The 21824-nt window shown below is 58.6% G+C and carries 26 protein-coding genes; 2 read left to right on the forward strand and 24 right to left on the reverse strand.

What is annotated here, in order from left to right:
- Position 1: 1 nt before the first annotated feature.
- The 22 genes from V5T57_RS14400 to V5T57_RS14505 form a co-directional block, all read right to left on the reverse strand.
- The gene (locus tag V5T57_RS14400) at positions 2-1468 is read right to left on the reverse strand and encodes a phage baseplate assembly protein domain-containing protein (RefSeq protein WP_332891935.1); all 1467 of its coding nucleotides are present in this window, start codon (positions 1466-1468) and stop codon (positions 2-4) included.
- Positions 1461-2546, reverse strand: coding sequence for a DNA circularization N-terminal domain-containing protein (locus tag V5T57_RS14405; protein WP_332891936.1), 1086 nt, complete (start codon positions 2544-2546; stop codon positions 1461-1463). Before V5T57_RS14405 ends, V5T57_RS14400 begins: the two co-directional genes overlap by 8 nt.
- Positions 2543-4543 carry a phage tail tape measure protein gene (locus tag V5T57_RS14410; RefSeq protein ID WP_332891937.1) on the reverse strand — a complete coding sequence of 667 codons (2001 nt, stop codon included), beginning with the start codon at positions 4541-4543 and terminating at the stop codon, positions 2543-2545. The genes V5T57_RS14405 and V5T57_RS14410 overlap by 4 nt, the downstream gene beginning before the upstream one ends.
- The gene (locus tag V5T57_RS14415; RefSeq protein ID WP_332891938.1) at positions 4518-4658 is read right to left on the reverse strand and encodes a hypothetical protein; all 141 of its coding nucleotides are present in this window, start codon (positions 4656-4658) and stop codon (positions 4518-4520) included. Before V5T57_RS14415 ends, V5T57_RS14410 begins: the two co-directional genes overlap by 26 nt.
- Positions 4659-4696: 38 nt before the next feature.
- Entirely contained in the window at positions 4697-5254 is a 558-nt protein-coding gene (locus V5T57_RS14420) for a hypothetical protein (RefSeq protein WP_332891939.1), read from the reverse strand.
- Positions 5255-5311: 57 nt separating this feature from the next.
- Complete coding sequence (locus tag V5T57_RS14425; RefSeq protein WP_332891940.1) at positions 5312-5665, reverse strand: phage tail tube protein; 354 nt, start codon at positions 5663-5665, stop codon at positions 5312-5314.
- Between the two features lie 12 nt (positions 5666-5677).
- Positions 5678-7153 (reverse strand): phage tail sheath subtilisin-like domain-containing protein, encoded by a 1476-nt coding sequence (locus tag V5T57_RS14430; RefSeq protein ID WP_332891941.1) that lies wholly within the window; start codon positions 7151-7153, stop codon positions 5678-5680.
- A gap of 3 nt (positions 7154-7156) precedes the next feature.
- Entirely contained in the window at positions 7157-7480 is a 324-nt protein-coding gene (locus tag V5T57_RS14435) for a DUF2635 domain-containing protein (RefSeq protein ID WP_442918221.1), read from the reverse strand.
- A gap of 132 nt (positions 7481-7612) precedes the next feature.
- Positions 7613-8197 (reverse strand): hypothetical protein, encoded by a 585-nt coding sequence (locus V5T57_RS14440; RefSeq protein WP_332891943.1) that lies wholly within the window; start codon positions 8195-8197, stop codon positions 7613-7615.
- Complete coding sequence (locus V5T57_RS14445; protein ID WP_332891944.1) at positions 8194-8649, reverse strand: phage virion morphogenesis protein; 456 nt, start codon at positions 8647-8649, stop codon at positions 8194-8196. The genes V5T57_RS14440 and V5T57_RS14445 overlap by 4 nt, the downstream gene beginning before the upstream one ends.
- Positions 8650-8652: 3 nt before the next feature.
- The gene (locus V5T57_RS14450; RefSeq protein ID WP_332891945.1) at positions 8653-9066 is read right to left on the reverse strand and encodes a phage protein Gp36 family protein; all 414 of its coding nucleotides are present in this window, start codon (positions 9064-9066) and stop codon (positions 8653-8655) included.
- Positions 9066-9500, reverse strand: a complete 435-nt coding sequence (locus V5T57_RS14455) for an HI1506-related protein (protein ID WP_332891946.1) — start codon at positions 9498-9500, stop codon at positions 9066-9068. Before V5T57_RS14455 ends, V5T57_RS14450 begins: the two co-directional genes overlap by 1 nt.
- 10 nt (positions 9501-9510) lie before the next feature.
- Positions 9511-10428, reverse strand: a complete 918-nt coding sequence (locus tag V5T57_RS14460; RefSeq protein WP_332891947.1) for a Mu-like prophage major head subunit gpT family protein — start codon at positions 10426-10428, stop codon at positions 9511-9513.
- 23 nt (positions 10429-10451) lie between these two features.
- Positions 10452-10856: a hypothetical protein gene (locus tag V5T57_RS14465; protein ID WP_332891948.1), complete on the reverse strand. Its 405-nt coding sequence runs from the start codon at positions 10854-10856 to the stop codon at positions 10452-10454.
- Positions 10856-11941, reverse strand: a complete 1086-nt coding sequence (locus V5T57_RS14470; RefSeq protein WP_332891949.1) for a phage protease — start codon at positions 11939-11941, stop codon at positions 10856-10858. Before V5T57_RS14470 ends, V5T57_RS14465 begins: the two co-directional genes overlap by 1 nt.
- A gap of 693 nt (positions 11942-12634) precedes the next feature.
- Positions 12635-13966, reverse strand: coding sequence for a phage minor head protein (locus V5T57_RS14475; RefSeq protein WP_332891950.1), 1332 nt, complete (start codon positions 13964-13966; stop codon positions 12635-12637).
- The gene (locus tag V5T57_RS14480) at positions 13953-15581 is read right to left on the reverse strand and encodes a phage portal protein family protein (protein ID WP_332891951.1); all 1629 of its coding nucleotides are present in this window, start codon (positions 15579-15581) and stop codon (positions 13953-13955) included. The genes V5T57_RS14475 and V5T57_RS14480 overlap by 14 nt, the downstream gene beginning before the upstream one ends.
- Complete coding sequence (locus V5T57_RS14485) at positions 15578-17134, reverse strand: terminase large subunit domain-containing protein (RefSeq protein WP_332891952.1); 1557 nt, start codon at positions 17132-17134, stop codon at positions 15578-15580. The genes V5T57_RS14480 and V5T57_RS14485 overlap by 4 nt, the downstream gene beginning before the upstream one ends.
- The gene (locus V5T57_RS14490; protein WP_332891953.1) at positions 17134-17733 is read right to left on the reverse strand and encodes a phage protein Gp27 family protein; all 600 of its coding nucleotides are present in this window, start codon (positions 17731-17733) and stop codon (positions 17134-17136) included. The genes V5T57_RS14485 and V5T57_RS14490 overlap by 1 nt, the downstream gene beginning before the upstream one ends.
- Positions 17734-17735: 2 nt before the next feature.
- Positions 17736-18032: a VpaChn25_0724 family phage protein gene (locus tag V5T57_RS14495; RefSeq protein ID WP_332891954.1), complete on the reverse strand. Its 297-nt coding sequence runs from the start codon at positions 18030-18032 to the stop codon at positions 17736-17738.
- Positions 18022-18468 carry a hypothetical protein gene (locus V5T57_RS14500; RefSeq protein WP_332891955.1) on the reverse strand — a complete coding sequence of 149 codons (447 nt, stop codon included), beginning with the start codon at positions 18466-18468 and terminating at the stop codon, positions 18022-18024. The genes V5T57_RS14495 and V5T57_RS14500 overlap by 11 nt, the downstream gene beginning before the upstream one ends.
- Before the next feature lie 12 nt (positions 18469-18480).
- Positions 18481-18990, reverse strand: coding sequence for a glycoside hydrolase family 108 protein (locus V5T57_RS14505; protein WP_332891956.1), 510 nt, complete (start codon positions 18988-18990; stop codon positions 18481-18483).
- Between the two features lie 244 nt (positions 18991-19234).
- Between V5T57_RS14505 and V5T57_RS14510 the strand changes: the two genes are divergently transcribed.
- The gene (locus V5T57_RS14510; protein WP_332891957.1) at positions 19235-19612 is read left to right on the forward strand and encodes a hypothetical protein; all 378 of its coding nucleotides are present in this window, start codon (positions 19235-19237) and stop codon (positions 19610-19612) included.
- A gap of 46 nt (positions 19613-19658) precedes the next feature.
- Here the strand turns inward: V5T57_RS14510 and V5T57_RS14515 are convergent, their stop codons facing one another.
- Positions 19659-19874, reverse strand: a complete 216-nt coding sequence (locus V5T57_RS14515) for a hypothetical protein (RefSeq protein ID WP_332891958.1) — start codon at positions 19872-19874, stop codon at positions 19659-19661.
- On the reverse strand, positions 19871-20503 hold the full coding sequence (locus V5T57_RS14520) for a phage antirepressor N-terminal domain-containing protein (protein ID WP_332891959.1): 633 nt from the start codon (positions 20501-20503) through the stop codon (positions 19871-19873). Before V5T57_RS14520 ends, V5T57_RS14515 begins: the two co-directional genes overlap by 4 nt.
- Before the next feature lie 429 nt (positions 20504-20932).
- Between V5T57_RS14520 and V5T57_RS14525 the strand changes: the two genes are divergently transcribed.
- Positions 20933-21823, forward strand: a complete 891-nt coding sequence (locus V5T57_RS14525; RefSeq protein ID WP_332891960.1) for a hypothetical protein — start codon at positions 20933-20935, stop codon at positions 21821-21823.
- The last annotated feature ends 1 nt before the right edge of the window (position 21824 follow it).

The raw sequence follows: 21824 nt of genomic DNA on the forward strand, positions 1-21824 counted from the left end.
ATTATGAACACTCCGCGATGGTAGAGCCGGTGGCGATGGTGCCAGTGCCGCAGGGGCAGTCGACGCTATCCCCAACCCTGGCAACAGGTTGCAAGTTACTGCCGCTGCCTAGCTGTATAGTGCTGCTGAATACCTGTATGGATCCGGCATAGACTTTGATGCCATCCTTGGCCAGATGGACCCGGTCGGTGTAGGGGCCGTGGACCATCACCTCTCCTGGTTTAATGGCTGAAACCCGGCGGCGCTCCTGGTCGGCAATGGCCACTTGATGGCCCCCATCGCCAGCGATGGCCACCACCAGCACTTCAGAACCTGCCGTAGGATGGCTCTGCACATGGGTCTGCTGCATCATTTCAACCTCCACCACCTCACCATGGCGCAGCTGCACTATGGCCAGCAGGAGGCCATGTTGATAGCGGGTGGATTGCACCACCCCGCGCACGGCGCTATGGGTGTCACGCTCCGCCACTGCCGCCCCCAACGGGGCGGTGGCGGCGGGATCAATCAGCCGCAAGATTGTTCGGTGACCCTCACGGTCCCAGTGCTGGGTAATCCCAAGCACCCGCCAGTTGGTGGTAGCTTTACCACCGCCGGAGAGATCCAGTTGCAGCAGGTGCCCAGGGTTCCACAGCCCTGTTGGCCAACCCCAATCCATAAGCGTAATCTCAGCCTGCTGGGCCTCGCCTGCCAGTGCGGTGCCCAGCAGATGGGCACGGCTAAGGGCGTTGGGGCCTGCCTGATTGACCGTGATCAGATCCCGTGAGTGGCCATCCCCCAGAGTGACCTGTCCACGACCATGTAGGTGGTGGTCTGCCTGGGGCCAACCCCGCCCTACATCCTGACTGTGGGCGGTGATGCGGCCCACCCCGTGGTGGCGCTGAATCTCTGAATAGGTGATGAGGTTTTCGCCCCACACCGCATCGACCCCCGCCCGACTGCTGGGCAGCAGATCCACCATCTGTAGATGGCCAGAGGGGGCAGGAATCAGATGCAGGCCAAACAGACGCGCCAGGCGCAGCAGCGCCGTGGCCGCCGTCTCACCCAGCAGCGCCCGGAAGTGACGCACCTTGACCCCTTCCGGCACCGAACAGACCACCCCAAAGGGTTGGGCAATCCAGCGGGCCACGCTGTCCAGATCAGCATCCTGCCACTGTTCGGGCGCAACCGTGTGGTCCATAAGATCCCCGGAGCGATCCCGGCAGGTGATCACCAACTGAGGGCCTGTTTCAGGATCTTGATAGCGGCGCTGCACGGATAGGATGCGGCCATCTATCATGGGCACCCCATCCACAAAAACCTGCGCCTCTCCACCAACGGTGACCGGTGGCTGGAGATCATCCAGGGTCCAGCGGTCGGGGCAGATCAGTACAGCGCCGCCTGCCAGAAGATCATGGCCGCGCTGGATGTTGACCGCATCCCAATCACCCTCAATGCGTAAGGAACCTGTGTCCAACATCACCTTATGCATCGCTGAGCACCTCAATCTGTTGGCCACCCACGATCTGGGCCGGGTTGCCGATGCCGTTAGCCGTCACAATCTCATTCGCCCGACGGGCATCCCCATAGATCTTGTGGGCCACCACCAGGGAGGGCAGTGTGCCCGCCAGTGTGTGGGTTACCACCCTGGGCAACTGCTCGGCCCGTTGGGTCAGATCCAGCGCCACCGCCGCAGCAACCCCGCGCAGGGCCTGATAGGTCTCATCAGCGATAGCCGTCCCCAGAGGGCTGACGGCGGTGAGCAGGGCATCCTCCTGGGCACCCAGAGCGGTACGCAGCAGGGTAGCCGCGCCACGGGTAACAAAATCGGTGGCCATGGCCAATCCGGCACGGGCCATGTAGGTGGCCTGACGTACCATTTGTTGCAGTGCCCAGCCCAGCTGGATGGCATCACGCACCGAGGCGGCCACGCTGTCCAGATGCCCCAGGGCCACCTGCCACGCCGACAGATCCACAGCAGGTTTGTCCATGATTTCATCCACCAACCAGGTCACCCGCAGCTCCGGCACCTCCGGGGGTGGGGAGGGGCTATTCAGGAGCTTTCCGAGAGCCTCAAAATACTGGGTTTCCTCACTCAAAACCCAAGGGACCGGGTTGGTGGGGCGCTGAGAGAGGTAGCCCTCTTTGATCACACGCTTGGCGATCTCCAGCGCCGCCGCTACCCCGGATTGTGTGACAGCACTCACCAAGGGGTAGCTGGGCTCGCCGGATTCCGCAAAAGCCACCTCAATCCAGGTGACCCGCTGCTTGGTGGACTGCTGGCGAATGCGGTAGTGTTTGCATTCGCACTTATACCTTGACCCGTCCGGCAGGATCAGCAGACCGGCGATCTCCACGTCCAAAGCATCTTGCAGCGCGTTGGATCTGGCCTGATGATCATCCCCAATAATCACCCCATTAATGGTGATCTCTCTGACCTTGGTAACGGTAGCCTGCGCCCAGGGGCTGGCAGGGCCGCTACCGTGTTCGGCCAAGTCAAACTCCCGTGCAATCTCCTGAGTAAGCAAGGTGATCTCTTGGCCACGATAGTGAGCAATCAGGGCGGTCATGGAGCCATCTCCATGGCCAGATCCAGCCCGATATCTACTGGGCCGCTGGACTCAACCTGACGCACACGGGCACGGCCCTGCTGGGTGATCTCAACTTGAATTCTACCGTCCACACGCTGCTGACCAGCGGCACCCAGGGCGGCGGCGCTGCCCCCAGCACGATCCATAATGGGTTTGGGTGGGGTGGTGTTGATGGGTTGAGAGGCGACCTGAAGGGTGGCATCAAAGCCCATCTTTTTTTGCAGCCAATCAGGCATCCAGCCAACCACAGTCTTGGTCATGTTGGCGACATGTTGGCGCAGAGGTGCGAGCATCTCACCAAAGATATTGTTAAAGATATTGGCGATCTGGCGGGGGATGAACATCACCATGTTGTGGGATAACTCCCCAACGTAGGCGAAGAGCGCCTCGGCCCCACCCATTTCAGACTTCCAGTCAGGGAAGAGCTTGATGGATTTAAATCCATCCCAGATGCCCAGCAGCTTACCCTTGACGGCCTCCCAGTTGTTGTAGACATACCAAGCCGCTGCCCCCAGTGCTGCCACCGCTGCGACCACTAAGCCGATGGGATTGGCCAGCGCCACCATGGAGACCGCCCGAAAAGCTGTGGCCAGCCAGCCCAATCCCGCCACCGCCTTAACCAATAGCGAGCCTGCCAGCATGCGTAAAGGGATAGAGAGCAGAAGCAGCGGCTTGGCCAGCCACACCGCAGGACCGGCCAGAGCCAACATGGCCAGCTTGGCGGTACCGGCCACTAAGGCCAAACCGCCTATTGCGGTGACCACTACCGCAGTCATGGCAGCAAACTTCATCATCGGTTTAATGGTGTCATGATTCGCCTTGGCCCAGGCTCCGAACTCTCGAATAAGGCCTGTTAGCGTCTTGGTCAGGTCGCGCAGCTCTGGCTTAATGCTATCGCCCAGGGTGATGGAGATTGCCTCCCAGGCAGAGCCAAAGGTGCGCATATCGCCCATGAGGGTGTCTTCCCGGATCTGGGCAATCTTGGCCGCCTCATTACCACTGATAGCGGCGCGGATCTCTGCATCAAATGCGCGTATTTTTTCTGGGCCAAGACTCAGTAAGCGAAGGGCGGCGCTGCTGGCCTCATCACCAAACAGCAGCTTTGATAAATTCATCTGCTGGGCGGTGCCAAACTTAGACATGGTAGCCTGCAAGTCACCGATGATGGAGACCATGGGGCGCATATTGCCATGGGCATCGGCCACCTTGATGCCTAGACTTTTTAGTGCTCCAGAGGCTTCCTTGGTCGGGGCAGCCAGACGACCCATAATGCCACGAAGGGCGGTGCCAGCCTGTTCCCCCTTAACACCTGCACTGCCAAGCATACCGGTCATGGCGACCAGCTCTTCAAAGGGTATGTTCAGCGTTCCGGCCTGGGAAGAGATATATTTGAATGTCTGCCCCAAGCCTTCCAGAGTGGTGTTGGACCGGGTAAATCCAGCGGTAAGACCATTGGCCACCCGCTGCATGCTGGCGCTATCCTTACCCATACCAAAGCCGTCGGCAATATCAGAAAGAATATCGGCGGTCCGCCCCAACCCAACACCAGATGCAGAGGCCAGATTAAGCGCATGGGGCATTGCCTCAATGGTCTCATTGGCCTTAAAACCAGCCATGGCGAAGTATTGCATGCCCTGTGCAGCTTCAATGGCGCTGAAGCGTGTGCTCTCCCCTAAAGACTCGGCGGCTGATCGAAGCAGCAGCGTCTCCTCTTTAGTGCCACGCATAACAGATCTGACCGTGGCAAGCGCATCATCAAACCGGGCTGAGGCCATAACAGGCGCTGAGATAGCCTGACGCATGGAACGCCCCAGATCCGCAGCAGCCTGACCCGCCAGGGCCAGATTGCCCACATCACCCAGCACGGCACGCCTGGATTCGCCCGCCATAGAGACGAAGCCTTTACGGATCTTGGCAATGGGACCCGACGCCATATCCCGCACAAAGATTTTAATGCCCGCCGCCATGCTGCGCATCTTTAAGCTCCTCCCCGATCTCTTCCAGCCGTTCGATCCAGCGCCGCAACTGCCGGAGGGTTAGTCCCTCAACCACATGAGGGTCCCAATGAAAATGGTACGCCAGCCACCCCATGGCCTGATCCAGGTCGTCCGGAGGCTGTATGGGGGCCTCTAGCCCCCACCAGTAAAAGGGGCCAGCTTTCGGCTGATGGCCACCACATCCTTAGCAGATAGCTTTCGGAACAGGGATACCGGAAGCTTGGACATGGCCGCCATCATGGCAAAAGTGCCACCGATCTGCTTGCCCGGTGCCTTGTCCAGGGCCAGCATGTGGGCACCGGTTGGTTCTACAAAGGTGATCTTGCTAACCTTGCGTTTACCCTTGCCGGTATCAATCACCACCGGCTTGCTCAGCGGATAGGTCCAGGGCCAGACCATGTTCTCGGGACGATCCTGATCCATACCTTGCAGCGCGGCCAGCAGATCTGCTGGGGAGATCTCCTGCTTCAGCTCCTCCCACAGATCGTCAACCTGGGCGGCCAGCTCCTGCCGCTGTTCCTCTTTGGAATCGGTGTCGGCAAGGTCGTCATCACTCAGCTCCAGCACCTCGGTGCCGTCGTCGGAGAGATCTTCCTCTTCCAGCTCTACCACCGACTCTTCATCAACCAGCTCGGCCTTCTCTTCCAGGGCGGCAAGCTCATCCTCGGGCTGTGCATCTTTCTTCGACATGCGTCATATCCTTCAGGGTGTTTAATGGGGTGCTGTTTGAGAGGGGCTGTTAAACGGTTAAGCGGCCTTTTCCCAGGCTGCGCCCTCAAAGGTGAGGGTCATCTTCTCCGACAACTCCAGATCTGAGGTGCGCACCAGGGAGGCATTGGTGTACTTGTGACCATTGTCGCTGTGGGCAACCGCGCTGATCTCACGGACATCGCGCAGATCTTCCACGTCCAGATTGCCGTCCACCGGCACTGAAAACTCCAACTTGCCGGGGCTCTTGCTAACATTATAGTTGCCGTTGGTGCCCTCCATGATGTTGGCCTTGGGACCACCCAGGGTGACTTTGACGTCGTCGAACTCGCCAAAGTAGGTGCCGTCCAGATAGACCTCCACCATCTTCCACACTTGTTTCTTGTTGGCCATCTCACCGCCCCCTTAGATAAAGAACTCAATAGACATATGCATCTGGTACAGCGGCGAGACCATCTTGGGTGGCAACACGACATGCACCGCCGTGGGATCGCTGACCGACCGCGCCACCAACACCTCATCCCGCCAACCCTCCAGATCTGTGACCAGACCGGCGGCCTCCATACGACTACAAAGCGCCAGCAGATCGGCCCGAATGGCCAGCGGCGTGGTGATGTTGGGACCGCTCATGGATTGGCCGTCATCGGCAATCTTGTAACCCTGGAACTTGGTCCACCAGTTACGTACCTCCGCCAGGATCACCATCAGCTGATAGGGGCGATTGATGTCCAACCAGGAATCATCGGGCACCCCCTGGCTGGTCTCGCTGTAGGTGGTGATCACCCGCTCCAGCACCACCGTGCCATCCCGCGCTACCCGATAGGTGCTGATGCCGTTGTGCAGCAGGATATTGGCCTCCTCAAACTGCCAGCGGTCGGTTAGCTTGGGGGCTACCACACCGGGTAGATCCAGCCCCTCTACGGGGCGGCCTGGGTCGTTGGCGCTCCACCCCTCCAGGGTAGCGCCGGTCACAGCGGCCCAGATCCAGGGCGGGGTTGGGGAGCCTTTGGCCCCAATCAGGCTGGTATAGGGGTTGTTACGCCCCGACCCAGCGGTAACCAGACCGGCGTGGGTGTCGGCGAGGCCCGCAAAGCCCACCCCCTCATTACGTTTAACGGCACCCCAACGGTCGGCTAGCTCTGCCTCTACCTGCGCCCAGTTGGCGCTGTCTGACCAGCCACTAATCCAGGTGCTGTAGAGCTGATTGCCCATGGATGCCACAACATCCCCCGTATCGGGATCGGTGGCACCGCCGCTCATATCAGTAATGGCCACTGTCACACCCGCCGGGGCGGTTTCGTCTTGACCCATGTGGTGGTTGTGCATGATGGGGATATCATTACCGGTGCTGCCCGCCCATTTGGCTTCCAGGGTTACCACTCCCAGGGCACTGGTGGCGGTGATGCCCAAATCGGGCTGAGCTGCGCAAGCCGCCACAATGGCGCTGGCCATGGTGGTGGTATCATCCCCCGTGCGCACCCCAACCCGCAGGGGCAAACCATCAACATAGAGATGCAGGGTGCCGTTGCTGGTGGCGCTGCCGGTCAGGGTGATGGTGCCCGTAGCAGCGGCGCTGCCCACGGCATCATCCAGGGCAATGGCCCAGACCTCACACCCCGGTTGTGCCGCCAGAGTTGCCGCCACCATGTTGGCCAGCTGAGAGCCAATGCCAAAATAGGCTTTGGCCTGCTCAGCACGGGTTACCATGACCGGGGTTTCAGCGGCCTGGGTGCCGGTGGTCAGGCGGTGGCCACAGAGCAATACCCGTCGCTCCAGCTGGGCACTGCCCTGATAACCACGGGATGTAACCTCAACATAGAGACCGGGCACACGGGTGCTGCCGGGCAGACTATTAAGGGTGACAAGATCTAAACCGCTCATGAATTAAGACTCCTTGGGTTTGGGTTTAGTCGCAGCTCGACGGCGAGGAGGAGCCGGAGCTGCTGGAGCTTCCACCGCTGTAGCCGCTTCCGCTGCCTGAACTGGTGATGCTGGATCCTCCGCCGCTGTCGGAGCTGGCAGGGCTGCTGGAGACGTTGTGATCACATCCCCATCCTTGATGCGCTTGCGCCAGTAGGTCGTCAGAGGACTCTTCACGGTTAACCCGTCGGCGGGCAGGTGGCCCGGCCCGTCGGGTAGCGCCACCAACAGATTGGGGCGGGCTGGTTTGATGTGCGCGGTGGCGCAAGGGGTGGCGGATCTGTTCACGGTTTCGCTCCTGTTGACGGCGCAGCAGATTGCGCTGGCGGAAGTATGTCGGCATGCTTGCAACCAGCACCACCAACCAGATGACAACGACAGCAATGCCGTGGTAAATAAGTAGATCAAGACGTGGCATTATTACGCCTCGTTAAAGGATGTTTTATCCACCACATCGGCAGACTCACTGCCGGGCTCGCCCTGAGACCAGGCCTGATGATCTTCAGCACTGGCGTGGGTGGGGCCATCAATGTGGGTGGTAATGCTGCTGATTAATCCCAGCTCCTGGGCGTCGGGATCGACAATCTCCAGTCGCTGACGCCAGTGCAGCAGCCATAACATCGTGCCCTGGGGTAGCAGATCCTTATCCGGTACTTCTGAAAGCGTCAGCGCATCCGGCGTCTGAATGGCCGGATCTGGCACCACCCCGGCCACCATGCGATGGGCAGCCTGGGCAATGGCCAGGGTGGCGGAGCCCGCCAAGTCTTGCTGTGTCCAGCGACCCACCACAAAGGCCATCATCTCGGCGCTATACTCATGACGGGTACCCGTCACCTGCACCGCCCGCACAAAGATGCCGGGGGTCTGTACCAACATGGATTGGATCAGCTCCGGGGTGAGTAATCCGCTGATGGCCTTGCAGGCTACCTGATCATCAACCTTGGCCAGCCCATCGATGGTGGCCAACTGAGTGATCCATGCGTTACGTAGCGCCAGTAGACTCATGGTGCCAACCTCTCAAGGTGTTCCATAACCAGATCCTCCAGCAGGGAACGCTCGCTGCTGGCTATATAGAGATAAGGTCTGGCGGGCAGGCCCGGCTTGCCCACTTCCGCGCCACCAAACTGGTGGATGGCCGCGTAAGCCAGATTACTGCCCACCTGCACCGACTCATCCCCATCCACCCGGTGGGTGATGGAGTCCTGCAGGCTGCCCTCTTTCTCCAGCAGCTTCTTACCCCGTTTCTTGGGCGGCAAGGCTGCATAGATCTCTGACCACTTGGGCCAGGGGTTACCGTGGCTATCGGCCTTGGTCTGGGTGATGTGCTCTACGGTGAGGGCGGTGATCTCCATGCCGATGTTGTCCAGCAATTCATTGACCTGTAGACCACCCATGCGCCCAACCGCACGGGCGGCGGTCTCAATTTCACGCAGATCAAATTGCAGGCCGACACTCATGTTCTACCACCGGGGGCTTGGGTTGGTGGTGGCCATGGTGGGGGCAACGGTATCGCCCACCGCATCAACCTCACCATCCCCATCCAGATCCACCGGCGTGGCCATGATCTTTAATGCCTCCTGGGCCAGATCATGACGCTCCTTCAGCCAGTCTGGGATCACCGCACCGTTACTACCCAGCCGGTAGAGGGTCAGATCCACGGCGATGGCCACCAGATCGTCGTCGGGATCGGTGATGGGGGTGATCATGACCGCCGACAGACGACGGTCCATCATGGCGGTAACCTGACGGGCCACCGACATGATGCGGGCTTCGTTCAACTCGCCCAGGTCATCGACGCCCACCAACTGCTTAACCAGGGTTACGTCGTAGGTCGCTGTTAGATCATCCATCGTGCAGTAGGTGTGGGTGGCCATTATTCAGCGTCCCCGGTGGTGCCCTGCTGGCGCTGTTGGTAGAGATCCCAGGCGGCATCCCGCTGTTCGGCGGTGATATCCTTGCCAATGGCCCGCTCCAACGCCTTGATGCTGGGGGTGCCATCCTTGTTGTATTCGGCCTCCTCCAGTTCGCTGATGGCGGCCACCATGGCCTCCAGCTCTGCCGTCACCTGCTCCACAACGGCGGCGGCCTGGGTGACCTGAGTAAGATCCTGGACCGCTTCGCCTAGGAGGTCGGGTTCTTTGTCCTCCAGGATCTGCACCATCAGGCGGGGTTCCGCCTGGATGGCCGCCAGCTGCCCCTTGGTAAAGCGCGTTGCAGGATAGGTTTGGGTGCCGTTGGGGTGGTGGTGGCCACCCCGCCAAAAGCCCTTGGCCACGGTACAGCTAATGCGGATCTGCTGATGAGACATAACCACCCCCTTAGCCCATCTCATCGACGATGAGCATCTCAACGTCATTAAAGTTGGGATTGCTGGCACCGCCCGTAAGCTTGTCGGTTTTAAAGAGTGCCTTGGCAGCGGCCTCATTGGAGGGGCCGGTGACCAGCAGGGTCGGTTTGATCTTGAGCGTCTTGCCACCATCACGGGGGGTTAACTTCATGCGGCGCTTGGCATCCTCATAGTTGGCCGCATTCAGCGTCTGTTTGGAGCCGTAGATCATCTGCCAAACCCCAACCCCTACATTGCCGCGCCCTTCGGAGCCATAGAGATACTCGCCGCGCATAAAGGTGTTTTCGTTGGTTTTGCCGCCCTCATCGGTCATGCGCACCATGTTGTACGCTTTGCGGGGCTGACGAATCAGCGGCTTGATGGCGCGGCTGGTATCCAGCAGCAGCCAGGGCTTACCACTACCGCCCTGATTGTTGCTCCAGGTCTGCACTTTATCGCCGGTGTCAGGATCCATGGCATCCACCACCGGATGGTCGGTATCAATCATGGGCTGACCGTCATAACAGAGGGTGGACCAGAGCATGCTGACCAATTCAGCCATCAGCTCATCCGGGTGGGCCTCGGCGGCACGGCCCAGCTCCTCAAAGATGATCTTGTATTTGCCAAGCTTGTCATCCTCAATATCGGTGCGCTGGACACCAACGGTCATTTCAAACGCTTTGTTGATGATGTCAAAGTCGTGGGCGGAGAGGGCGTGGATAACCTTATCGCCAATCCACTCCCGAAAACCTGGGATCAGCTTCAGCCAGCCGTAGGTCTCCTTGGCTCCGGTGGATGGCACCTCCATGGCGACCTTTTGCCACCACGATTTATGGGTTTTACCACCGTTGATGTAGTGGGTTTTAAACCCGACCTCTAGCGCCTCAATCGTCTGTCCATTCACAAGCATTGCACGGCTCCAGTCCTAATGCGTTAGCGGGTCTCTACAAAGACGCCGTTGTCGGTAATATCCATAATGGTGCCCGCCACGGATCGGGTACCGGTGCCATCGGTGGCCGCCACGGTGTGGTCATCCACGATGTAGGCGCTGCCCCCCACATGGGCGCGGGTAATGGTGTCGGTGCCGTGGTTGTCCCAGCTGTAGACGCCACGTTTAAAGGTGATCAGCAGATCACCATCGGCCCCGGTACTGTTGTCCACCCGTGCCAAGGCTTTGCCAATGGCCTGCAACCCAGTGGCGGTGCTGCCGGGTACCACAAACCCAGAGGCGTTAAGCGCCACCAAGGCCCCCTGGTAGATCACGGCACCTGCTGCCACGGGATACCCAAAACTCTGCCCCCCATGCTCGGGGGTGGTGCGATCTGTAAACAAAGCCATTACTGGTCACCTTTGACGTTAAGGTTTTTTGCATAGGCCTCTTCAGAGAGCCCCAGCTGTTTGGCGGCATCCTTGTGCACGGCTGTCAGTGCAACGCTGCTGCTATCGGCATCGCTGGGCACGCCGTCGCTGCCGGTCTGTTGCTGGCCGCCCAGGGCGGGGTTGGCGGGGGTGGTCTTTAGATAGGATTCCAGCGCCGTCAGATTGCTGCCCCCCAGCTCTAAGGCCCAGGTCTCCTGGGCCTTGGTCAGCTTGCCCGCCTTCTGGCCCTCGGCCACCAGCTGGACAACCTTGGCTTTGCTGTCTGCCGTTTTAAGATCCCCTAGCTCCTGGGTCAGGGCGGCGACTTGGCCTTGCAGTTCTTGCTGGGCCGACTGCATTACCGACAGGGCCACATATTTGGTGGGGTCGGGGTTGGTCGCTTGGGTGGAGAGTGCCACCATCTTGGCCGTGGCATCGGTGAGGGTGGCCGTTTCGGCATTCAGACCCAGCGCCGCACAGGCGGCCAGTTTGGCCTGACCCACATGGGCTAGGGCCTCTTCTTCCGTCGTGCCGGGCTTCAGCCCCAGCGACGCCAGTAACTTATCCATAGATTCAACCTCTTCGGTTTGTTGTTCTGCGGCTACTGGCTCCAGGCGATCCAGGGCCGGATTATTGGTAAGCCCGGCATTGAACAACCTCTCCACAACGCCGGTTGTTTCATGGGCAATAAACACGGGGCTTAGGTAGCGGTACTCATCGGCCTTGATCAGGGCACGCGCCCGTTCGGTCCACTTAACCTGCCCCCACAAGCCGCTGCCTTCCCGCCATTCGAGTTTGGTGATCCAGCCCGCTGCGGGGGCCGCACTGCCCTTATAGGTCTGGTGCTCGTAATCGATAACCAGGTCACGATTAAGGGCCTCAAACTGAGCGATCAGCTCGGCGGCGTGTTCCGCCTCCAGCAGCCACCCCTCTTTAGGCTTCTTGGGGCGGGGGTCGCCATGGCTGGCGCGAAACCGGCCCGCAGGGAGGATGTGGATCCATTTATCATCTGTGCTGTCCTCAATACGGCTGAGCAGCGCATGGTGAACGGTCATACCAGACATAAATTCCACACCCCAAAAAAACCCCAACCCCCATGGATACCCATGGGAGCCGGGTGAGAGAGATACAACCTAGACACTGTGTCGGGAGTCCTCCCGACGACGTGATCAGGTTACCGCTCCAGATCCAGGGAAATAAGTTGAAGGGCTTCGGTCGTGTTTTCGGGGTGGGCAGCGTGCAAAATCGTGACGGCGTGCAGATACAGAGGGGAGGTGAAAGCAGGATCGGGCCAGGAAGGTGTTTAATGCCCGTTTAATGGCGCGTTTTGGGAACGAACCAATGGGGTAGCATGGTAAGGGGGTGAAACGGCTTTAAAAGGGCCAAATCCCGGTTGGGTCTTTTGCTGGTCAGATGGCGGGGTGTTTGTTAGTATCATCATTAAGAGATTAGGTCGGGCTGAGCGACGGGAAGACGTCGGGCCGTCGGCAATGGTACCCCCTCCTTAGAAGGTGAGGACCGCGATGTGGGATGTGACGCCCCACCAGCCCGACCATCGTCTCTTCTTGTCAGCGCGCTGCCTTCTCTCCTTTACCTTTCCTCTTTGACAGATCCGCAGACTTGTAATGAGGACAGCTACCATCAGGGCGGAGCATCTCCTCCGTATAGATCTCTCTGCATTTACGCTGTTCGCGGCAATCTTCATATCCACACGCCACACCAACCGTAAGCCGACCGGCTACCATGATCACCTCCTGTTAAATACCACCCTCAATTAACTGGTACTGGTTTTTGTCTCGCAGAATCTCTGTGTCCATCATGGTGGCAGTACGCACCACGTTGACGGTCTGCCTGACCATCTTGCCACCCTGGCGGGTTTTGGCCCGGTAGTTAATGAGCACCACCAGCTTGGCATCCTTATCGCCGGGCACGTCGTATATATAAAGAAGGGCATCGGGGCTGGCGCTACGCTCTCGTACCACTGCGCGGGGGTTGGCCAGCATCTCCGGCAGTTTGGCCAACAACTCCGGTGATACCGCCTTGCCGCTCTTTTTCTTGGCATCCCGCACCATGTGCAAGAGATCTTCATCCCGCTGGATAATCGCGGCGCTGGCGGGATCAATGCCTGTCTTGGCCATGGCCTGCATGGCCACTGGCGACAACACCCCCACCACCCGGCGCTGGCCCTGACGACGACCCGCCTGAATGACCCGATCTGACCATGCCTGATACTCTTTAGTCAGATCTTCACCCGTGTGATCCCAGTTGGCCTGCAACCAGGGCTGGGCCTGATCCGCAGGCATCTCCACCATCTTGTCGGCCAGGATACGGGCGGCATAACCCCGACGCTCTACAGCTCCAGGATTGCTATCCCACCCTGGGCTGATGCCTTTGGGGACCTCGATCACCTCACCGGTGCGGCGGTTGGTCCATTCACGGGTCTCAATCTCTGGGGCGGTGGCGGGGGTGATGCCGTCACGTTTGGCTCTGGCCTTGCTGATGCTACGTACCCAGCACTTACAGCCCCAGCCGTTGGGGGGATAGTGGGCACCCCACCAGGGATCATCCACATGCAGCACCAGCCCCTCCCAGCCCTGATGTTCGTCCCGGTGCGTTTGCGAAGGTCCCAGCTGATACATCAGGTAAGGACGGGTGGCCTTGTTGCGCTGCACCTGCTGCCAACGCCCCGCCGCACGGGCGGTGCGCATGTTGCTGTGGTAGATGGTTTTTAGACGGCGTGGGCTGCCCAGCTCCACCTGTTTGGTCTCGCCGGTTTTGGGATCGGTCTGCTTTTCAAAGCCCCACCAGCCCGCTTTTTGTAGCTTGGGTCGTAGTTGGCGCTGCCATTTTTCAAAGGGCACCCCGTCGGCCAGGGCCTTCTCCAGATCGCGGCGGATGGTCTGCAACACGGTAATGTTGGTGGCCTTGGCGACGGTAAACATGGCGGCGTGCTCCTCCCGCCAGGTGTCGGTCCAGTGCCAGCTGGGGGTGATGCCTTTGCCGGAGAGGTAATCTATGGCCTCGCTGGGCGGCGGGCCGGGGAATTGATAGCCCGGTTTGGGGGTGGTGTTCTTTTTAGTCTTGGGCATCTTCGTCGCCGTGATCTTCGTCATCCTCACCCAGGCCACGGGCGGTCAGGGTGGCGGTGGCCAGCCACTGGGTCTGCTGATCTGCTGGCATGCTCTGCATCAAGGCATCCAGGGCGGCGGTGGCCTGCTCAAAGGATCCTGCTCCCTCCATAGCGGCCAGGGGAGTGCCCACCAGCTCGCGGTTGACCGCCTGCCAGTCCCCCTCCAGGGCGGTCTCCAGATCTGCCTCCCAATCCTCCTCTGGGGCAGGATCGCCAGCGGTTAGGGCGGTGGTGGTGCAGCAGTCGCAACCCTGTTCAGCGGCCAGGGTTGTTTGTGTTTGTTTCTCTGTTTGTTTGCTGTTTGTCTGCTGGCCCCCTGTCTGGGGTGGTAGATAGATCACCGGTTCGCCATCCTTGGGTTCTGGGATGCCCGTTGCCCCGTAGAAGTGCGCCAGAGGTACCGGTGCCAGCTTGGACGCCTGAGTCAGACCGGTGGCCACCTTGCCCACATCGATCTTTTTGGGCCACTTCCAGACCCACCTGGGGGCACGCTCTGGGGCGATGCCAAAGTTAAGGGCCACCATGGGGCGCACCAGCTGGGCGGTGAGGGTGCTGCCGATCTGACGGCCATCCCGCAGGGCCAGATCATGACGCACCTCGTTGTGTACCTGCCCCAAGGCGTTGGTGCTGGATTTACCATCGGCCTGACTGGTCAGGGTGCCGCCCAGGATCAGCTTGGAGGCCTCCTTGTTGCACAGCTCCCACATGGCGGTGAAGGGGTCGGCGCTACCCTTGGCGGCCTCCTCAAACCTGACATCCATAGTGCTGGGGATGGTGCCCGCCGCCATACGGCCAATGGCACGGATGGCCCGCAGCAGTGCCGCCACCTGCTCTTTGCTGGCGTTGCCAGGATGGACTCCCAGCTTGACCGGGATGCCGTAGATCTCCAGGAATTCGGAGAGATCCCGCAGGGTCATATGGGCCAGCACAAAAAAGAGGGCCAAGGGGCGGTAGAGGCCACCCCGCGTCAAACCCCTGGGTTTGCTGCTGTGGCGGTGGATGATCCAGTTAAGTTGGCGCAGCGCTACCCCTTCGCTCTTATCTTTATGGCGCAGCCTGAGGGACTGCTCTACCCCGTGTGCGTGGACTTGAAACAGCTGCTGGGCACGGCGGGTAATGCGGGTGGGGCGGTGGTAGCCCTTGGCATCCAATCCCCAGACGATCTCCATGGGGGCAAAGCCACGACCCACGGCGGACATCATACCCAGGGGCAGATCCTCCTGATCATCCAGGGCGCGGATCTGCGCCTCGGTGGTGGTGGCGGCCTGCCGTTCGGCATCGCTGGCATCGGCAGGGGGTACAAGCACCCACTCCGCCGAACTAATCATGCCCTCTCGTTTTTCTATCTCAGATTGCAGGTGTGGCCAACGATCCTCCATGGCGTCCCAAAGATTGGCCTGGGCCACCAGATCGCCACCCTCGGCAGCCTTAAGCAGGCTGGCCAGATGGTGGGGGGTTAGGTTGCTGGGGATGGTCTCCTCCCAGCTACTGACCTCCGGTGCCACACGGGCGGTTTGGGGGCTGTCCAGCTTGGGTGGTTTGTAGCCATGCAGGGTGCCGGTGATGTTGCTCATAGGGTTACCCAATCTCTCTCTTCATCATCGTCCCACGCCTTATCATCCCCCCAGCCCTGGGCGGTGTTGACTGGCTTGGCCTGACCCATATCGGTGGTGGGGAGTTCTTGAGCCCAGGCGTAGCGGCACAGGGCCTTGGATACCACCGCATCACCGTGACGGGTGCCGCCGCTGTTGGCATCTTTGGTCTTGGTTTTGGGGATGGTGGGGATGTTGTCCACCAGCACGATACTGAGGAAGTCATCTATAATAGAAACGTCCCTGGGCAGTACGGTGGTGCGGTCTTCCAGATCTGCCTTTACCGGAGGCATATGGTTGCGGTACCACTCCCGTGTGGCCTGCACCGTGTGTACCAGGGTCTGCCCATAGGCGGTGGTTAGCTCCTCCGCTATCTGCATGCCGAGCCCGCGACCATCAATACCAAGACCGCTAAACTGGGGCAGATGGTTGGCGATATGTTTAATGATCTGGCGTTGCACACTAAAGGGTGCCTTGGAGAGTTCGATGACCATACGGGCATCGGTTTTCAGTACCCTGGTGCGCTCCTCCACCCAGATGATGGTAAGGTCTGAGACCCGACCAACGTCCACCCCTACGGCATGACGGTGCTCGCGATTGAGCACACGCAGGGTGGGGGTCAGGTAGGATTCAATCCAATCCTTGGTTTCCCGTGCTGCCCGGCCTTCATCCCAGTCGGCCATGCCCTCTGGGGGTTGCCAGCGTTTGATGGGGCGGATTTTGGCGTTGCCCTCTACCAGCATGCGGTTAAGCCAGCGCCCGCTGCCAGACTTGGGGATGACCTTTAGCTCTTCATTCGCATCATCGCCATACTCATCATAGAGATTTTCAACCCAGCGGTTTTCACCTTCCTGGGTCCACTCAATCCCCTTAACCAGACAGATCCGCTTGTAGAGCCCCTGTTCAACTGCATCCTCCAGGGTGATGCGGATGAGTGCGTAGGGCTTGCGGCCCGACCGGCAGTCATTGACCAACCCATTGAAAGGGTTGTTTTCACCATTATGGGTGGAGACCACTACCACCCGACCACCCCACATAAGCAGGGCCAGGGCGGCTTTCATCAGTTCGGCCAAGTCATCATGGAAGGCCGCTTCGTCAATGATCACCAGACCCTGACGACCCCGTAGATTTCGGGGGCTGGAGCTTAATGCAAGGATGGAAAAACCGCTGGCAAAGGTGATGCGAAAGGCCTGGATCTTCTGGGCATTGCCGTTGGTATCCTTATCCAACACCTCCTCTTCCTGGATCTCCGAGACGGCATGGTCCCAGGCCTTGGCCCACATGGCGCAGGTGTCGATAAACTCCCGCGTCATCTCCTTTTCATAGCCGATGTAGTAGACGTTTTGACCATTGGCTACCTTAGCCGCAGCAGCGGTCAGGGTGGCCAGGGCGGCGATACCCCAAGTGATACCAATACGTCGGGATTTTTCAACGATGACGACGGTGGATTTCAACACCACCTTGTTGACGTGCTGCTGGTAATAGAGCAGCACATCCGGGGCGTTGGCCTGCATGGGTAAAGCATCCGGGAACATTAGCCCATACCCAGGATTTTGCGTTTGATGGCATCCACGGTCTGGGTGCTCAGACCTTCGGCGACGGCAGCATCCTCCACCGCCTCGGCGGCTTCGCGTTTGGCCCGCTCTTCGGCGGCCTGTTCGATCTTTAGAACCCGATCTGCGGTTAGCTTTTGGCTGCTGGCGACATCCTTGGAGGCTTTGGCCAGTTGCAGCGCCTCCTTGGTGACATCTGGATTGTGGGCGACCTTGCCATCCTCGGCTTTCTCCACCTGCTGATCAACAAAATCCCCCAGGCTGTTGGCCTGCATGAGTAAAAGATTCTGCACGCTGGAGTTAACCAGGGCGGCGGTGTCCCCTTTGGGATCCTTGGCGGCTTTTTTCATAATCTCGTTTGCCGCATGACTGACGCGCTGCATGCGGGCCAAGGCTCGCTCGGCGCTTTGTCGATAACGGGCCATGCCGCTGGGGCTGGGCAGATCGGCCTGGGCGGATTCCGGCATCCTGCCCAGATAATCCAGGATCTCTTGGGTGGTGTGGCCACCCTCCTGGATCATCTGGTTGATGCGATCCCGCAGGGCTTGGGGCAGGCGCTCTACTTTGGATTTTGGGGCCATGGTTAAATCCCCGGTTTGGGGCGGGCCACACCCTCCACACGTTTGCGACCGGCGGCGGTATCCACCCCCATCTGGGTGGCGGTGAGCACCCACAGACCGGCCAGGTCCGCATGGGCCACCAACCCCTGTTGCGCAAGCCAGACAAAAGACTCCCGCAACTCATCCTGGGGCAGGTCCTGGCCGATCATGGCCAGCCCCTGTTGCAAGACGGTTTCGCTGGCGCGGTAGTCGTTCTGGTCGGCCAATGCTCGCAGGATAAACAGGTGGCGTTCAGCGGCTTCGATGGTGTTAAGATCCATTGGGGCAGGCTCCGGCTTGGGTGTTGTGGATATGTACCTTCAGCAGCTGGGTGATGAGTTCCGACTGCTGCTCCTGCCCTTTGATAACGGCGGCGATGCTTTTGCCTTGATCCTTCATCTCATCATGCAGCTTATCCAGATCTGCCCGAGTGGGTACCGCCGCCACAGCCTGTTCAACCTTACCCAGGCGTACCCCCTGCTTTTCAAAGTCTTCATCCACCTTGTCGGCGTGCTCTTTAAGAGCCGTATCAAACCCCTCCCGCAGCTCTTTAAGGGCTTCGTCACGGTCCTCCCGCTGCTCCCTGAGCGCCGCGTTATAGGCGGGCTTGCTGACAAAGCCGGTCTTCAGAGACCAGATGATCCAGCCCAGTAAAACCGACAGGACGCTGCCCACGATGGTTAGGATCAGGCCGATATACTCTGCAATCCATTCCATGGAACCGGCTCCTTATACATCCTGGGTGAGGATGTGGCCCTGGGTGATAAACAGGCGCTTGAGCCAGCCACGGATATACTTGGCTTGGCTGGGGTTTTTACAGGCCAGCTTGTGGTAGTGCTTGGCCCGGCGGCTCATGTAGTCGGCCAATAGGTCCAAAGGGGGGTGGTTTTTGGTGGCGGCCAGGGTCTGGGGGCCGATTTTGCCATCGGCGGTTACGCGCAGGGATTTTTGTAGCAGCTTGGCGGCGCGGCTCACCCCCTGATTCACCGCAGCATCAAAGACCGCCATGGCCAGCAGGGGCGGCAGATCATCCCCATGGATGGGCTGCCAGTAGTCGCGGTGGTAGAGGGCCACCGCATCCTCACGGGTCAGGGCGGCGATATCGACGTTGGGGTAGGCGCGTTTGGAGATGCCAAACTTGGTCTCACCACCGGGATCGTCGGGATCGTTTACATAGCCGCCCTCATGGGCCAGGATTAGATTCACGGCTTTTTGAAAAGCTTTGTTATACTCGGGCATGGTCCCCTCCAGGGATGGCGGTGGGGGCAGAAGCCCCACCTATGGCAACGAATCGATTACATGACTACCCCTCCCAGCTGTTAGGATTGGTCGCGTGTCATGCCTTATGATAGGTGGGGAGATCAAGACAAATAAGAGGAAGGGCTTCGGTTGTGAGGGGGTTGATATTTCTTTTTTTAAACCCATATGTAAGGGTAAGCATGCAATTGTGCATGCTGGCATTAGAATAAGCGAGAAGATTACAATGAAAACCTATAGTCCTAGCAATCAAATGAAAGCTTTTCTTTCACAAGCCCACGAGACCATTATCCATGATGAAGCTATGGTCTTTGTGACCGAAACTGGACCAGGGAAAAGAAGGCCAAAAAATACCGGTACAAGAGTTCTTAGGGTAGAGGTTCCGTTAGACAAAAGTGAGGAAATGCTTCTTAAAGCTATTAATGAATCTGAAGGCTTGCCATTTCTTCTTGATCATCCTGAAAACGGGAAAGAGATTATCGTCCAGGCCTTTCCACATTTGTCGACACTGGTACCCAAGGCCGACCCCGCCTCAAAATTTTATCATTTTAAGATTTTTAGTGATCAGCCTGAACTGATTCAAGTCTTCAAGGAAGAAGGGTAACAGAACAAATCCAAGGGGCCTGACGGCCCCTTGGGTGTTTAATGGGTTAGGTCTGGGGCGGGGCGATTAAACGTTGCACCGCCCTTTGTACGTCTGGGTTGGTTGGTGCGGTACCGATGGCAATACCACAAACTAAACCCAGATCCTGCCGGGTCTGGCCGTTGGGTTGTAAGGACTCCGTCAGCAGGGCAGCTAGTTTACCTTTGACAAAGCTGTGCACAGAAGGCTCTTCCCGAGTATCGTCATTGGCTGGGGTGTTCATGGGGTGCCTCCTGCTCCTGGGCGTAGATTGGTTAGGGCGCTGCGTTGTTGCCAGATTAGTAGATCTGCTGGAGGCTCGATCAGGCCGCAGCGCTCCATCTCGCGGCGGTGCTTGCGGATGGTGCTGGGGGCCAGCTTGAGTATGGCACCCATCTCGGCATTGTTCAGACCCTTGGCCACATAGGCCTTGATGCGACTCCAGACAGGGTTGGATTTCAGCAGGGCGGATTGGCAGGCCGCCAGGGTAGCCGCGTGGATCGGCGGGGTCACCGTGGTGGTGTGGGTGCCGTTCCAGGCCGTCCAGAGCAGATCATCCACCCGGTTTTGATACTCCACCAGACGGCTGCGCAGCTCTTTCTTTACATTCTTGGGATTGATGGACCAGAGGTAGGCAGGGAGCTTGCGCAGAGGGATACAGGTAACCTCCCGTTTTTGCGTGTCTCCGGGTAGCTGCGTTATGCTCAGCATAACGCGCCAACGACCTGCGTTATGCTTTAGCTTGTCGTATTGTCCAGCCCATGCCAACCCCATGCCTTCCACGATAGGTCGCAGTGGTACACAAGGTTCACCCTGGTGGTCGATGATATAGAGGTCGTGATTCAGAAATGGAACTGTGATGAGGTCTTGCATGATGTTCTCCACGAGAAAGATGATTCATCGACCACCTTTACCCTTGGAGAAGTTCAGGTGGTCGGACACACAGCATCCTCCAAGAACCGCCTCTCGTGAAAGCGGCTGGGCATAGCCCAAGCCATGTGCCCGACCATACGAACGCAAAAACCGCATCAAAAAATCATGGGTTTTTGCGATGCGGCGGGGCATCACGAGAATACTGTTCGGCCTTGGAGGAGCCGGTGAACGGATTTTGCCGCCCACCCCTCTACGCTAGACCGATGATGCCCCGCTTGTCAACGCTGTTTGCCAATCCCTCCTATATAACCTTGCATCTTTTAAGGATGCGCTTCCATATCTGATCGAATGATTAAATGGATGTTGATTTTCTGTTTCGAACAATTAAAACTATTTTTCCTACTTATTTGATCAATTGGAGTTATTCAAATGCGTAAACTCAAATCTGTATTGCTTCTTCCGCTGCTTTTGCTGCTTGGCTGGTCTGCTCATGCAGCAACCGTGATTGACAGCTCACAATTGAATCCATGGCCTTTTGATGTGGAGCAATTTGAGCTGGTCTGTGCAGATAAAAAACCTTTTCTTAAAGCCAAAAACCAGCACTATCCTCTCTCCCAACCAGCGGAGTTTTTGGGGGCTGGTTCAGGCTTGCCCAATATTGCCTCCTTGGAGCAGCGCTGGTGGATGCGCCTGTGGATGGTTGGCGCGCATGGCCAGGGAATGGATTACCTGTTTCAGATGGGGCGGCTGATCAAGCAGGCCACTGCGATCTGCCATGGAAAACTTATCGCCAACTTTGACAAAGTTCCACTTTCTGAAGCCGACAAAGTTTTGCAATCGGCTTATGAATCCAAACAGGCCCAGGCAAAGAAAGCTGGCTTTAGCGGGGCTGAAGATCAAGCGCTTGCTAAGGCCCTGGGCCTGACCACCCAAGAGGCGGTTACCAAACACAAAGACGATCTCTATCGTAAAAGCTTGCTTGAATACCTGACAAAAGATGAGACGAAGAAGCGCTACATTGTCACAGCCGCTGCCCAAAAATGCGTTAAGGCCCTTTTGCCCGAAATTGGCAAGCAGACCAATCAGAATTTTCGATGGCTGAAAGAGCCTCTTCTGCAACGCTTTTCGCAGTTCAGGGTGATTGACCCCCAGCAGATGATTTTCAAGTTGGTCGGTGGAGAGCTTAAAGGTCGCTTTGTACGTAGCGATAATCATGTGATGCAAGCCCCCTATGGCTACGGTTGTCATCTGGATCTCGTTAGCGGGGATGTCCTGTCTACCGTGGTAAAGCCGGGTGTACTAAGAGCCAAAACCCCTTGAA

Origin of the sequence: Magnetococcus sp. PR-3, assembly GCF_036689865.1 — a bacterium.
Lineage (GTDB): Bacteria > Pseudomonadota > Magnetococcia > Magnetococcales > Magnetococcaceae > Magnetococcus.

Excerpts from the sequence above, each read along its gene's own strand:
- V5T57_RS14490 (WP_332891953.1), bottom strand. The coding sequence starts at position 17,733 with ATGGCCCCAAAATCCAAAGTAGAGCGCCTGCCCCAAGCCCTGCGGGAT.
- V5T57_RS14405 (WP_332891936.1), bottom strand. The coding sequence starts at position 2,546 with ATGACCGCCCTGATTGCTCACTATCGTGGCCAAGAGATCACCTTGCTT.
- V5T57_RS14500 (WP_332891955.1), bottom strand. The coding sequence starts at position 18,468 with ATGGAATGGATTGCAGAGTATATCGGCCTGATCCTAACCATCGTGGGC.
- V5T57_RS14495 (WP_332891954.1), bottom strand. The coding sequence starts at position 18,032 with ATGGATCTTAACACCATCGAAGCCGCTGAACGCCACCTGTTTATCCTG.
- V5T57_RS14420 (WP_332891939.1), bottom strand. The coding sequence starts at position 5,254 with ATGTCGAAGAAAGATGCACAGCCCGAGGATGAGCTTGCCGCCCTGGAA.
- V5T57_RS14450 (WP_332891945.1), bottom strand. The coding sequence starts at position 9,066 with ATGGCCACCCACACCTACTGCACGATGGATGATCTAACAGCGACCTAC.
- V5T57_RS14400 (WP_332891935.1), bottom strand. The coding sequence starts at position 1,468 with ATGCATAAGGTGATGTTGGACACAGGTTCCTTACGCATTGAGGGTGAT.
- V5T57_RS14460 (WP_332891947.1), bottom strand. The coding sequence starts at position 10,428 with ATGCTTGTGAATGGACAGACGATTGAGGCGCTAGAGGTCGGGTTTAAA.
- V5T57_RS14415 (WP_332891938.1), bottom strand. The coding sequence starts at position 4,658 with ATGGGGTGGCTGGCGTACCATTTTCATTGGGACCCTCATGTGGTTGAG.
- V5T57_RS14465 (WP_332891948.1), bottom strand. The coding sequence starts at position 10,856 with ATGGCTTTGTTTACAGATCGCACCACCCCCGAGCATGGGGGGCAGAGT.
- V5T57_RS14505 (WP_332891956.1), bottom strand. The coding sequence starts at position 18,990 with ATGCCCGAGTATAACAAAGCTTTTCAAAAAGCCGTGAATCTAATCCTG.
- V5T57_RS14520 (WP_332891959.1), bottom strand. The coding sequence starts at position 20,503 with ATGCAAGACCTCATCACAGTTCCATTTCTGAATCACGACCTCTATATC.
- V5T57_RS14525 (WP_332891960.1), top strand. The coding sequence starts at position 20,933 with ATGCGTAAACTCAAATCTGTATTGCTTCTTCCGCTGCTTTTGCTGCTT.
- V5T57_RS14425 (WP_332891940.1), bottom strand. The coding sequence starts at position 5,665 with ATGGCCAACAAGAAACAAGTGTGGAAGATGGTGGAGGTCTATCTGGAC.
- V5T57_RS14485 (WP_332891952.1), bottom strand. The coding sequence starts at position 17,134 with ATGTTCCCGGATGCTTTACCCATGCAGGCCAACGCCCCGGATGTGCTG.
- V5T57_RS14510 (WP_332891957.1), top strand. The coding sequence starts at position 19,235 with ATGAAAACCTATAGTCCTAGCAATCAAATGAAAGCTTTTCTTTCACAA.
- V5T57_RS14515 (WP_332891958.1), bottom strand. The coding sequence starts at position 19,874 with ATGAACACCCCAGCCAATGACGATACTCGGGAAGAGCCTTCTGTGCAC.
- V5T57_RS14445 (WP_332891944.1), bottom strand. The coding sequence starts at position 8,649 with ATGAGTGTCGGCCTGCAATTTGATCTGCGTGAAATTGAGACCGCCGCC.
- V5T57_RS14475 (WP_332891950.1), bottom strand. The coding sequence starts at position 13,966 with ATGCCCAAGACTAAAAAGAACACCACCCCCAAACCGGGCTATCAATTC.
- V5T57_RS14430 (WP_332891941.1), bottom strand. The coding sequence starts at position 7,153 with ATGAGCGGTTTAGATCTTGTCACCCTTAATAGTCTGCCCGGCAGCACC.
- V5T57_RS14455 (WP_332891946.1), bottom strand. The coding sequence starts at position 9,500 with ATGTCTCATCAGCAGATCCGCATTAGCTGTACCGTGGCCAAGGGCTTT.
- V5T57_RS14470 (WP_332891949.1), bottom strand. The coding sequence starts at position 11,941 with ATGTCTGGTATGACCGTTCACCATGCGCTGCTCAGCCGTATTGAGGAC.
- V5T57_RS14440 (WP_332891943.1), bottom strand. The coding sequence starts at position 8,197 with ATGAGTCTACTGGCGCTACGTAACGCATGGATCACTCAGTTGGCCACC.
- V5T57_RS14480 (WP_332891951.1), bottom strand. The coding sequence starts at position 15,581 with ATGAGCAACATCACCGGCACCCTGCATGGCTACAAACCACCCAAGCTG.
- V5T57_RS14410 (WP_332891937.1), bottom strand. The coding sequence starts at position 4,543 with ATGCGCAGCATGGCGGCGGGCATTAAAATCTTTGTGCGGGATATGGCG.